This window comes from Sorangium sp. So ce887, assembly GCF_051521455.1.
Classification (GTDB): Bacteria; Myxococcota_A; Polyangia; order Polyangiales; family Polyangiaceae; genus Sorangium.
The window spans coordinates 10,146,564-10,158,835 of the sequence record NZ_CP150354.1; the positions used below are offsets into that span (position 1 = coordinate 10,146,564).

Below are 12,272 nucleotides of genomic sequence, written 5' to 3' on the forward strand. Positions count from 1 at the left end.
GAGATCAGGCGCAGGAGGGCGGGCACCGGCGGCTGCGCGGGGCACGACACGGCGGCAGCGTGCCGGCGAGGCCGCTGGGACGGGTGCGGCCGGACGCCGAGCGAGGGCCGGCTGCTCGCCGCCGGGAGAACGCCGTCCCGGGTTGGGGCACCGTCCCGGGTTGAGCACCGTCCCGGGTTGAGCACCGTCCCGGGTTGGGCACCGTCCCGGGTTGGGCACCGTCCCGGGTTGAGCACCGTCCCGGGTTGGGCACCGTCCCGGGTTGGGCACCGTCCACCGTCCCGGGTTGGGCGCTTGCTCCCCGGTGGCGGGCGCCTTGGCCGGCGCCGGCACGCGGTCCAGCGCCCCCGGCCAGGGTGGGTCCAGTGCCAGACGCCGCCGTCGCTCGGGGCCGGCAGCAGGCGCCGCCGTTCCTCGGGGCGGAGCGGCGAATACGCGAGGTAGCTCACGTACTGGCGACCGGCCTGCCTCGGCGATCTCCGTCCCCACGCCCTCAATCGCGCAGCGCGCTCCGGGTTGCGCCTTCATGGCCCGGGCAACCCGTGGTAACGCTTGGCGGCGCCGCCGATGTGCGGCATCCGACATGGGAAAGAACCTTCTCGTCATCAATGTGGACATCCGCGAGACACGCGTCGCGCTGATCGAAAATGGGATCATCGCCGAGCTGCATCTCGAGCGGGAGAGCTCCAAGGGGACGCTCGGAAACATCTACCTCGGCAAGGTCAGCCGCGTTTTGCCCGGAATGCAGGCCGCGTTCATCGACGTGGGGCTCGAGCGAGCCGCCTTCCTGCACGTCGAGGACCTCATCCGGCCCGACGATTTCGAGGCATACCTGGCTGGTCACCGCCGTCCCGCCGAGGAGGAGCGCGCCTCCTCCCGCGGCCGCGCCGCGCGCGCCAGCGAGGCGCCCGGGCATGCAGAAAGCGAGGCGCACGAGCTAACCGGCGCAGAGGCCGCGCCCGAGGGCACCGACGCGGCAGCCGAACGCCACGAGCCCCAGGAGGGGGCGAATTTCGGGGCCGAAGAAGGGTTCGAGGCCGAAGACCCGCTCGCGGCGGACAGCCCGCTCGACGAGACGAGCGACGTGCCGATCGAGCTGCCCACCGCGCTCGACGTGCTCGGAAGCGCCTCCGGACAGGTGTTCACCGGCGTGGGCTCGATGGTGACCCTCGACGAGGCCGACGACGAGCGGGCGCCGGAGATCGACGGCGGACACGTGCACGGCGGCGCGGACGACGACGACGACGAAGAGCTGGTCGCGCCAGGCGGCGGCGACGACGTCGACGAGGGCGGCCCGGAGGAGTCGGGCCCCGGCGAAGCGGAGGCGGAGGACGACGACGAGCTCGACACGCCCGCCTACGACGTCGAGCCCGCCTCCCCACCGCCGGAGGATGCCGCCGACGTGTGGAGCGCGGACGTGGAGCGCCCGGAGGCGCGCAGCGACGCCGCGGACAGCGGGGAGACAGAACCGGCGGCAGCGAGCGCATCGGACGAGCCCGTCGCGCATGCCGCCGGCGAGTGGCCGGCCAGGCAGGAGGCGAGCGCGTCGCCGGCCACCGAGGGCGCCGTCACGGCAACCGCGCCGGGCGATGAGGTGCCGCCGGCAGCGCGTGCGCGCAACGGCAACGGGCGCACACGCGGACGGCGGGAGGCGCGCGTGCGCCGGTCGGGACGGACGCGCGACCGGCGCGCCAACCTGGAGGGCGCCAGCGGCGCGCCCGAGGGAGTGGTCGCCACGGAAGCGCGCGAGGCGCCTCGCGAAGGGCGTGAGGGACGCCAAGGACGCGAAGGGCGCGAGGCGCCGCGCGAAGGGCGCGAGGCGCCGCGCGAAGGGCGCGAGGCGCCGCGCGAAGGGCGCGAGGCGCCGCGCGAAGGGCGCGAGGCGCCGCGCGAAGGGCGCGAGGCGCCGCGCGAGGCGCCGCGCGAAGGACGTGACCGGGGCGGGAAAGGGCAGCAGGGCGGACGCGAAGGGCGCGGGCGCGAGCAGCGGACGCGAGAACGCGGGCGCGAGCCGCCGCGGGACGGCAAGGGCAAGGGCGCCGCGCGCGGCCAGCAGAACGCGCGCAACTGGCAGAACGAGCCGCCGCGCATCTCGAAATCGACCCCGATCCGCGAGGTCGTCCGCGAGGGGCAGGAGGTCATCGTCCAGATCTCGAAGGAGCCCATCGGGACGAAGGGCGCCCGGGTCACGAGCCACATCTCGCTCCCCGGCCGCTATGTCGTGTACCTGCCGACGGTCGATCACATCGGGATCTCGAAGCGGATCGGCTCGGAGAAGGAGCGCTCCCGGCTGCGCGACGCCATCGAGGCGATGAAGCCGCCGCAGGGCGGGCTCATCGTGCGCACGCTCGCCGAGGGCCTCACGAAGAAGCAGCTCAAGGCCGACGTGGGCTACCTCGTGCGCCTCTGGGGCGAGGTGGCGAAGAAGCGCGAGAGCGACGTGAGGGCGCCGGCGGTGCTCTACACCGAGCTCGACCTCGTGCTGAAGACCGCACGCGACCTCTTCACCGACGACATCGAGAAGATCGTGATCGACGACCGCGATGAGTACATCCGCCTGCGGCGCTTCGTCGAGATGTTCATGCCCGAGCGCGCCGACGCGGTGGAGCTCTACGAGGGCACCGAGCCGATCTTCGACGCGTACGGGATCGAGGACGAGATCCAGCGCGCGCTGTCGCGGAAGGTCCCGCTCCCGTCGGGGGGGCACCTGATCATCGATCAGGCCGAGGCGCTCACCGCGATCGACGTGAACACGGGGCGGTTCGTCGGCAAGGGATCGAAGGATCTCGAGGAGACGATCCTGACCACGAACATGGAGGCGGTCGAGGAGATCGCCTATCAGCTCCGGTTCCGCAACATCGGCGGGCTGATCATCCTCGACCTCATCGACATGGAGCGCACCCAGAACCGGGAGAAGGTGCGGCGCCGCCTCGAGGACCTGCTCTCCAAGGACAAGGCGAAGACCACGCTGAACCGGATCTCCGATCTGGGCCTCATCGAGATGACCCGGAAGCGGACGCGCGAGAGCCTCGGGCGGACGATCCTCGAGCCGTGCTTCTACTGCGACGGGACGGGCCAGCTGCAATCCAAGCAGACCGTCGCCTACGAGATCCTGAGGCAGATACGGCGAGAACGGATGAACCTGCCCGGCTACTCGGTCGTGGTCAACGCGCATCCGGCCGTGATCGACCTCCTGAAGAACGACGAGCGCATCGCCGTACAAGAGGCGGAGCGGCTGTTCCAGCGCCGGATCGATCTCGTACCCCGGAAGGAGTACCACCTCGAGCAGTTCGATCTGCAAGGTAAGTAAGGCGCCATGGCGGACGATCAGGGTTCTCCGGAGAGCATCGACGCGAAGACGGGACGCAAGGAAGAGCGCGTCACCATCAACAAGGAGTTCGAGTCCTATGACGCGTTCATCAACGAGTACGTGACGAACATCTCGCGCACCGGCGTGTTCGTCCGATCGAAGACGCCGCTCGCCGTCGGGACGCAGGTGAACCTCCGGTTCACCGTGATCATGGACGACATCGAGACGATCGAGGGCGTCGGCGAGGTCGTGCGCGTGCACGACGATCCGCAGGGGATGGGCGTCGTCTTCACCGAGCTGTCGAGCTACTCGCAGGGGCTCATCGACAAGCTCCTGACCAGCCAGGGACACCGCACCTCGAAGGAATAGGCAGAGGGGCGTCGGCGATGTTCACCGGGCTTGTCGAGACGATCGGGATCCTCCGCCGCCGGAGCGGCGGCGCCGTGGCCCGCGCGCTCGTCGAGACGAGCCTCGGGCCGCTGACGCTCGGCGAGTCCGTGAGCGTGAACGGCGCCTGCCTCACCGTCGATCGCATCGCGCCCGGCGGGTTCGAGTGCGACATGTCCTCCGAGACCCTCAGCCGCACGACGCTCGGCGCGCTGCAGATCGGCGCGCGGGTCCACCTCGAGCGGGCGACGCCGCTCGGCGCGCGCATGGGCGGGCACGTGGTGCTCGGCCACGTCGACGGGCTCGGCCGCGTCGTCGAGCAGTCGCGGGCCGGCGACGCGGTCCGCCTGAGGGTGAGCGCCCCGGACGAGCTCGCTCGTTTCCTCGCTCCCAAGGGCTCGATCGCCATCGACGGCGCGAGCCTCACGCTCAACGACGTGTCCACGCCAGGCTCCGCGGAGACCTGGTTCGACGTGATGCTGGTGCCGCACACCATCGGCCGGACTCTCCTCGGTGAGCTCCGCCCCGGCGCAACCGTCAACCTTGAAGTTGACGTGCTCGCGCGCTACGTGGCGCGGACGCTCCAGGTCGCGTCGCTCGCCGGCCTGCAGAGCTTCTCGAGCAGGGACGCGCGCGACGGCGATGCCTCTGCCGAGCGCGGCGAAGAGCGTGGAAATACGGGAGAGCATGCGGATCACGACGAACGACTCCTCGCAAAGCTGCGCGCGGGGGGATTCTGGTGAGGCGCTGTCCGCCTCGAGCGGCAAGCTCGGCCACGACATGACGTCCGGGGGTCCGATGCCTCACCGGCTGACCATCGACAAGGCGGTCCTCGACCGCGTGAACACCGCGCTGGATCACATCCGCGCGGGCAAGATGGTCATCCTGGTCGACGACGAGGATCGCGAGAACGAGGGGGACCTCTGCATGGCGGCGGAGGCGGTGACCCCCGAGGCCATCAACTTCATGGCGATGCACGGGCGCGGCCTCATCTGCCTCGCCCTCGACGAGGAGCAGGTCGCGCGCCTCGAGCTGCCGATGATGTCGGCGCCGGGGCGGAGCGGGCCGCCGCTCGGCACCGCCTTCACCGTGAGCATCGAGGCGCGCTCCGGGGTGACGACGGGGATCAGCGCCGCCGATCGGGCGCACACGATCCGGGTCGCGATCGCGCGCGACGCCACGCCGGAGGATCTCGTCACGCCGGGGCACGTCTTCCCGCTGAAGGCGCGCCGCGGGGGAGTGCTCGTGCGGACGGGGCAGACCGAGGGGTCCGTGGACCTCGCGCGGCTCGCCGAGCTGCGGCCGGCGGGCGTGATCTGCGAGATCATGAACGACGACGGCAGCATGGCCCGCATGCGGGACCTCGAGGTCTTCGCCGCGAAGCACGGCCTGCTGATCGTGACAGTGGCGGACCTCATCCAGTACCGGCTCCAGACCGAACGGCTGGTCCGCCGCGTGAGCGACCGGACGCTCCGGCTCGACCTCACGGGCACGGAGTGGACCGCGTACGTCTACGAGGTCATCAACGAGCAGCGGCAGTTCCTCGCGCTGACCAAGGGTGTGGTCGCGACGACGGAGCCCATCCTCTGCCGCGTGCACTCCGGCTCGACCGTCGCGGACCTCTTCAGCTCGACGCCCTTCGACGGCGGCTCGAACCTGCGCGAGGCGCTCCTCGCGATCGAGGGCGCCGGCGTCGGGGTGGTCGTCTACATCCCGTCGCGAGGGGACCTGAGCCGCGAGCTGGAGCAGCTGAAGGGCCCGGGCCCCGACGAGAGCGCCCCCGTGGTGAGGACGCAGCAGCCGTCGACGCTGCGGGAGTTCGGCCTCGGCGCGCAGGTCCTGGCGGACCTCGGGGTGCACCAGATCCGGCTCCTCACGAACAGCCAGCCGAAGATCGTCGGGATCACCGGCTTCGGGCTCACCGTGACCGAGCGGGTGCCGCTCGTCTCGATGAAGGGCGACGCCTGACGCGCGCTGACGCGCTCGGGTCGCGCAGGTAGAAGGGGCGCTCGGATCTGGATCGCGAGCGCAGCGACCGCGCACCCCGCGCGGCAGGAGAGAGGAACGGCGGATGGCAGAGCAAGCGGTCGGGCAGGCACAGGCGAGGGTGATCGAAGGGAACCTGGTGGTCCCGCCGGGGGCGCGCTTCGCCCTCGTGGCGAGCCGCTTCAACCACTTCATCGTCGACCGCCTGGTCGAGGGCGCGCTCGACGCCATCGCGCGGCACGGCGGCTCCCTCGAGCGGACCTCCATCGTGCGCGTCCCGGGCGCGTGGGAGATGCCCACCATCGTGGGGAGGCTCGCGCACAAGAAGAGCGTCGACGCGATCGTCACCCTGGGCGCCGTGATCCGGGGCTCGACCCCACATTTCGACTACGTGGCGGCCGAGGTCACGAAGGGGATCGCGACCGTTTCGCTCCAGACGGGGGTGCCGGTCACGTTCGGGGTCCTCACGACCGACTCGATCGAACAAGCGATCGAGCGGGCGGGCACAAAGCATGGCAATAAGGGGTGGGAGGCCGCCGTCAGCGCGATCGAGATGCTCGCGCTCGGCGCGGCGCTGGACGCAGCTGGCCTCTAGACGAAGGTTCTGAGAGATGGGTGCCCGTTCTACCGGCCGCGAGGCGGCCTTGCAGATGTTGTTTGCGTTGGAGGCCGGTGGAAACCCGGCGCCCCGCGTCGTCGCGACCTTCTGGCGCGAGACGCCCGGGGACCCGGAGGGGCGCGCCTATGCGGACGAGGTGGCGATCGGCGTCGCCAAGGACCTCGCGGCCGTGGACGAGGCGATCCGCAAGGCGAGCACGAACTGGCGCCTCGAGCGGATGGCGCGGGTCGATCGGAACGTGCTCCGGCTCGGCGCGTGGGAGCTCATGAACCACCCGGAGGTGCCGCGCGCGGTCATCCTCGACGAGGCGGTCGAGCTCGCCAAGCGCTACGGCAGCGAGGAGAGCGGCGCCTTCGTGAACGGCGTGCTCGACCGGGTCGCCGAGAACCTCGGCCGCGTCGACCGGGATCGCTGAGCGCCGCGGCGCGCGCGGCTCACCACTTCAGCCACGCGACCGTCACGCCGTCGCCGCCCTCGCTGGGGCCGCCCGGGCGGAGGCGCGCCACGTAGGGGCTCCCGCGCAGCGCCTCGCGGACGGCGTCGCGCAGGGCGCCCGTGCCGTGCCCGTGGACGAAGAACGTGACCCGGCGGCCCGCGCCGAGCGAGCGGTCGAGGAACTGCTCGGCCATCGCGACCGCCTCGTGCGCGCGCAGGCCGCGGAGATCCACGGTGTTGTCCGCCGTCTGGATCGGGACGTCGGCGTCCGCCGCCGCGTCCAGGTCGACGCGGCGCTGCTGCGGCGCCGCGGCCGCCGGCGGCGCCGCAGCAGCGCCGCGCAGCTCGGCGATCGAGGTCGTGAGCTTGAGCGCGCCGGCGGCGACCCGCAGCTGGCCGCCCGAGAGGACCTCGACCACCTCGGCCTCGGCCCGCAGGCGAGGCACGTAGACGCGGGTGCCGACGCGGACGGCCGCCGGATCGATCGCCGGCCGCGCCGGGGGCTCGTCCCTCGGGCGGAGCTCGAGCTCGCCGCCGATCGACGTCTTCTGTCCGACCGCATCCATGGCGCGCGCGGCCGCCCGCACGTCGTCCTCGGTGGGCTTGCCGCGCAGCCGCGACTGCGCCGCCTTGAGGTCCTCGCGCGCGCGCCGCAGGCTGGCGAGCAGCGCCTCTCCCTCGCGCGTGATCACGCCGCGCTCCTTCTCCCGGAGCCGCTCGATCTCCCCCTCCAGCTCCCGCCGCTTCGCGCGGGAGGCGCCCGCTTCCCGCTCGGCGTCCTCGCGCGCGAGCTCGAGCGCGCGGCGCTCGGCGGCGAGCTTCTCGACCATCTGCTCGAAGGTGACCGCCTCCTTTGTGAGGAAGCGCTCGGCCCGCTCGAGCACGGTGCCCGGGATCCCGAACTGCCGCGCGACGGCGAGCGCGCTCGAGGCGCCGGGCACGCCGACGACGAGCCGGAAGGTCGGGCTCATCGTGGCGAGATCGAAGCCGACTGAGGCGTTCTCGAAGCGCTGATCGCCCAGCGCGAGCGCCTTGAGGCCCTCGTAGTGCGTGGTGCAGGCGACGGTGCCGCCGCGCGCGCAGAGCGAGTCGAGCACGGCCGCGGCGAGCGCCTCGCCCTCGCGCGGATCGGTGCCGCCGGCGAGCTCGTCGAGCAGGACGAGGGCGCCGGGGCGCGTCTCGCCGAGGATCCGCCCGAGGTTCTTCACGTGGGCGCTGAAGGTCGACAGGTTCTTGTGGAGGTTCTGGTCGTCGCCGACGTCGGTCAGCACGACGTCGAAGAGCGCGACGCGGGAGCCGTCCCTCGCCGCGACCGGAAGGCCCGCGCGGACCATCAGCGCCGCGAGCCCGAGCATCTTCAGGGCCACGGTCTTGCCGCCGGCGTTCGGCCCGGAGACGATCATCGCGCGGCCCGTGCTCATCGAGAGATCGCTCGGGACCACCTTCACGCCGTCGAGCGCGAGGAGCGGATGGCGGCCACCGTTGAGGGCGATCGAGCTCGGCCGCGCCGCGGCCTCGGAGGCGCCGCGATCCACGGCGAACGCGCCCTCGGGGACCTCGGGGAAGGTGAGGTCGAGGTCGCGCGCGAGCCGCGCGGCGGCGGACCTCACGTCGGCGTGGGCCAGCGCGCGGGCGGCGGCCGCGACGCTCTCGATGTCCTCGGCCACGCGAGCGGTGAGCGCCGCGTAGATCGCCTGCTCCTCGCGCGCGACCTCGGCGTCGACCATCTTCATCCGGTTGCCCGTCTCGACGAGCACCCGGGGCTCGACGAACACGGTGGCGCCGCTCGCGCTGGTCGCGTGGACGATGCCAGGGAAGCGCTCGTGCGCGTCGGACCGCACCGGGAGCACGTAGCGCCCGTCGCGCTCGGTCCAGTAGCGGTCCTGGAGGATGTCCTCGTGCTTCTGGATGAGGTCCTCGAGGCGGCGGACGAGCCGATCGCGCACCGCGCGCCGCTCCGCGCGCAGCGCCTCCAGGCGGGGCGAGGCGCGATCCGAGAGCGTGCCGTCCGGATCGAAGGCCGCCGCGAGATCGCGCGCGACGGCGTCGAGCTCCGGGTTGGTCGCGCACGCCGCGTAGAGCGCGGGCGCGATCGGACGCCGGCTCTGCAGGTACTGCCTCGCGGTGCGCGCGGCGTCGAGCAGGCCGAGCACGGCGCGGAGCTCCTCGTTCGCGAGCGACGCGCCGATGCGCGCGCGATCGAGCGCGTCCTCGAGCTCCGCGACGTCGCGCGCCGGGACCGGCTCCCCGGCCCGGGCGAGCTCGACCGCCTCGCGCACCTCCGCGAGCGTGGTGAGCGCCTCGGCGCGCGTCGACGCGAACGGCAGCGCCCGGGCGAGCCGTTTGCCGGCGCGCGACGCGCAGCGCTCCGCGAGCGCCTCGAGGATGCGGTCCCACTCCAGGTCGGCGCGGGTCTTGGTCGGACAGGGATCTGCGAAGGGCCCTTCGGGGTTGTATTCCATCACGCTTCGGTCGGATCGCGGGCCACGCCGCCGGCCCCGCTCGGCATCGGGTTCTGCTCCTTCTCGAGGTAGCGGAAGATGGTGCGCGGGTCGACGCCGAGGTCGCGCGCCGTCTGCGTGCGGTTGCCGTTGTTCCGCTCGAGCGCCTCCAGCACGTACCGCCGCTGGAACTCCTCCTTGGCCTTCTCCAGCGGCATGACGGACGCCTCGGCGCCGGGGCCGAGATCGAGGTCCTCCACGGCGAGGAGCGCCTGATCGCAGAGGACCAGCGCCTTCTTGATGCGGTTCTCGAGCTGCCGGATGTTGCCCGGCCAGGAGTACTTCTTGATCGCGGCGAGCGCGGCGGGGCTGAAGCCGCGCACGGCGCTGCCGAGCTCGTCCGCGTACTTCGAGAGCAGGACCTTGGCGATGATCAGCACGTCGTCGCCGCGCTCGCGGAGCGGCGGGAGCCACAGGTTCACGACGTTGAGCCGGTAGTAGAGATCCTCCCGGAAGTTGCCGGTGCGGATCTCCTCCTCGAGGTTCCGGTTTGTGGCGGCGACGATGCGGATGTCGACCTTCTCGGGCTTCGAGTCGCCGACGCGGAAGACGACCCGCTCCTGGAGGGCGCGGAGGAGCTTCACCTGGAGGTTCAGCGGGAGCTCGCCGATCTCGTCGAGGAACAGCGTGCCCTTGTCGGCGACCTGGAACTTGCCCGGGCGGCTGGCGATGGCGCCGGTGAAGGCGCCCCTCACGTGGCCGAAGAGCTCGCTCTCGATGAGGTTCTCGGGGATCGCGCCGCAGTTGATGGTGACGAAGGGGCCGCCCTCGCGCGGGCTGCGCCGGTGCAGCTCCTTCGCGATGAGCTCCTTCCCGGTCCCCGTCTCCCCCGTGATGAGCACGCTGATGTCGGTCGCCGCGACCTTCTGCAGCTTGCGGAACACCTCGAGCATCGATGGGCAGACGCCGATGATCTCGCCGAACTTCTTGTCGTGCAGCTCGGCGACGAGCTTGGCCTTGTCGGCCCTGAGGGCGTTCAGGAGCATCGCGTTCTGGAGGATGAGCGACGCCTGGGACGCGAAGATGCTGAGCAGATCGAGCTGGGCGCGATCGAAGAGGTGCTTGATCTTGTCGTTGCCGACGTAGAGCGCGCCGAGGACCTGGCCCTGCGACAGGAGCGGCGCGCACATCACGCTGGAGAGCTTCATCGCGATGACGCTGTCGCTCCGACCAAACTGGGTGTCGGCGAGCGCGTCGGAGACGATCACGGGGCGGCCCGAGGCGATGACCTGCCGCACGATGCTGTCCGAGATCCCCCCGGCCGCGTCGGTGATCGCCTCCTTGCGGATGTTGCGCGACGCGCGCACCGCGAGCTTGCGGTCGCCGCCCGCGGACGTCGCGGCCGGAGCGCCGCCGCGGACCGCCGAGTCGGCCGCCGCCTCCGCGCCCTCGAGGAGCAACAGGAAGCCCTTGTCGGCGTGGGTCAGCTCGATGACGTCGTCGAGCATCGCCTCGAGGAGCTCGTCGACGCTGCGCCGGTTGATGAGCTTCTCGCTGAACGCGAACAGCTTGCGGACGCCCGCGAGCTCCGACGAGCCCTGCGGCGGCGCGGGCCGCTCCGCCTCGCCGTCGCACGCCGGGAGCCGCTCCTGGACGGTGGGCGCATCGGCGAACATCGAGAACCCGACCTCCACCGTGCCGAGCTGGAGCCGGTCGCCGTGCACCAGCCGGGCGCGCCGCTTCTTCTTGCCGTTGATCGCGATCTCACCGTCGCGCTCGCACTCCTCGAGCACGAAATCACGCCCGTCGAACACGATCTGCGCGTGATGATCCAGCACCCCCGCCCCCGCGACCGCGACGTCGTTTCCGAGCGCCTTGCCGAGCGTCGTGACCGGCTTGTGGACGCTGTACAGGCGTGGCGCGCCCTCGGAGGCGAAATACTTCAGGGTCGGCATCGAGAGCAGCATAGCAGGCGTGCCGCGGCCTCATGCAGCCGTGTTGGCCTGCACACCGCGGCTTACCAGAGCTCTCCGATGACGACCGCGCCCATGCCGCCTGGGTAAGGCACCATGCCGCCGCCGAGCACGCGCGCGAACGGGGGATCGCCGCGCTCCTCCTGCTCGTCCAGGGCGACGTCGCCGCTCGGGTCCGGCCTGCCGAGGAACAAGGCGCCCGCCACGATGCCGAGGGTGCCCGCCGCGCCCTGGGCGATGAGGCCGCGGCGAGGGTCGTGATCGCTGCCGATGTACGCGAAGTAGATGGGCAACGACACCACCGTGCCGATGCCGAGGCCGCCCCACATCCACGCGAGCTGGTTCCACGACGGCGTCCAGGCGATGGACAGGCCGACGGCGCCCGCGGTCGCGACGTTGAACCCGATCAGGCCACCGAGCGAGATGCTGTCGTTCGACTCGCTCCATCCGCCGTTGCTGGCGGCGGCCCCGAACTCGCTGCCGATGAGGGAGCCCCACACCGCGCCCGAGGCGATGAGCATGTTGGTCTGCGGCTTGGGCCGGAGCAGATGGTAGAAACCCCAGCCCGCAGCGCCGCCGACGGTGGAGCCGATCACCTCGGAGGTGGCGAGCCCGAGGAACCCCCACTCCTTGCCCTTCCGCGCGCTGACGTGCTGGTAGGAGGCGATGCCGAGCCCCTCGCCCGCGCCGATCACCATGCCCGTGGCGATCGCCGAGGGCATGCCGCGCGGCATCGGCGGCGAGTCGAGGAAATAGACCCCGACCGGCGCCGCGACGCCGAGGAGCGCGGGCGCGATGAACTGCACGCCGGGGTCGTCGATGCCGACGAGCGCGTCGAACCAGATGCCGGTCCCCATGCCGTAAGCCACGGACGTGGCGTAGAGATAGCCGACCTCGAGCGGCGTCGACTTGGGCAGGCTCTTCTTCTGCGGCGGCGCATAGGCGTAGCCGCCGTACGGAGCGCCGTACTGGCCCCCGTACGAGCCGCCCTGCTGGCCACCGTAGGGCGGCGCGCCGTACTGGGCAGCGGCCGTCCAGCTGACGCTCGACACGAGGAGCGCGGAGAGGAGACTCACGAGAGGTCGCGTGTGCATCGCGCCGCCACTTTACACGCTCGCAAG

At 71.9% G+C, this 12,272-nt stretch carries 9 protein-coding genes; 6 read left to right on the forward strand and 3 right to left on the reverse strand.

Going from position 1 to position 12,272, the window contains the following annotated elements; genetic code table 11:
* Positions 1 to 583: 583 nt before the first annotated feature.
* From WMF36_RS37920 to nusB, 6 genes are all read left to right on the forward strand, one after another.
* Positions 584 to 3,310: an Rne/Rng family ribonuclease gene (locus WMF36_RS37920; protein ID WP_437575705.1), complete on the forward strand. Its 2,727-nt coding sequence runs from the start codon at positions 584 to 586 to the stop codon at positions 3,308 to 3,310.
* Positions 3,311 to 3,316: 6 nt separating this feature from the next.
* Complete coding sequence (locus WMF36_RS37925; RefSeq protein WP_437481302.1) at positions 3,317 to 3,679, forward strand: PilZ domain-containing protein; 363 nt, start codon at positions 3,317 to 3,319, stop codon at positions 3,677 to 3,679.
* 17 nt (positions 3,680 to 3,696) lie between these two features.
* Entirely contained in the window at positions 3,697 to 4,440 is a 744-nt protein-coding gene (locus WMF36_RS37930) for a riboflavin synthase (protein WP_437575706.1), read from the forward strand.
* Positions 4,385 to 5,665 carry a 3,4-dihydroxy-2-butanone-4-phosphate synthase gene (ribB, locus tag WMF36_RS37935; protein ID WP_437575707.1) on the forward strand — a complete coding sequence of 427 codons (1,281 nt, stop codon included), beginning with the start codon at positions 4,385 to 4,387 and terminating at the stop codon, positions 5,663 to 5,665. The genes WMF36_RS37930 and ribB overlap by 56 nt, the downstream gene beginning before the upstream one ends.
* A 103-nt stretch (positions 5,666 to 5,768) precedes the next feature.
* Positions 5,769 to 6,278, forward strand: coding sequence for a 6,7-dimethyl-8-ribityllumazine synthase (gene ribH / locus WMF36_RS37940; protein WP_437575708.1), 510 nt, complete (start codon positions 5,769 to 5,771; stop codon positions 6,276 to 6,278).
* Positions 6,279 to 6,294: 16 nt separating this feature from the next.
* Positions 6,295 to 6,717, forward strand: coding sequence for a transcription antitermination factor NusB (gene nusB / locus WMF36_RS37945; protein WP_437575709.1), 423 nt, complete (start codon positions 6,295 to 6,297; stop codon positions 6,715 to 6,717).
* Positions 6,718 to 6,736: 19 nt separating this feature from the next.
* On the opposite strand, the gene WMF36_RS37950 is transcribed toward nusB, so the two are convergent.
* The 3 genes from WMF36_RS37950 to WMF36_RS37960 form a co-directional block, all read right to left on the reverse strand.
* Positions 6,737 to 9,199: an endonuclease MutS2 gene (locus WMF36_RS37950; RefSeq protein ID WP_437575710.1), complete on the reverse strand. Its 2,463-nt coding sequence runs from the start codon at positions 9,197 to 9,199 to the stop codon at positions 6,737 to 6,739.
* Positions 9,199 to 11,133 carry a sigma 54-interacting transcriptional regulator gene (locus tag WMF36_RS37955; protein ID WP_437575711.1) on the reverse strand — a complete coding sequence of 645 codons (1,935 nt, stop codon included), beginning with the start codon at positions 11,131 to 11,133 and terminating at the stop codon, positions 9,199 to 9,201. Before WMF36_RS37955 ends, WMF36_RS37950 begins: the two co-directional genes overlap by 1 nt.
* A 62-nt stretch (positions 11,134 to 11,195) precedes the next feature.
* Positions 11,196 to 12,245 carry a hypothetical protein gene (locus WMF36_RS37960; protein WP_437575712.1) on the reverse strand — a complete coding sequence of 350 codons (1,050 nt, stop codon included), beginning with the start codon at positions 12,243 to 12,245 and terminating at the stop codon, positions 11,196 to 11,198.
* Positions 12,246 to 12,272: the final 27 nt, after the last annotated feature.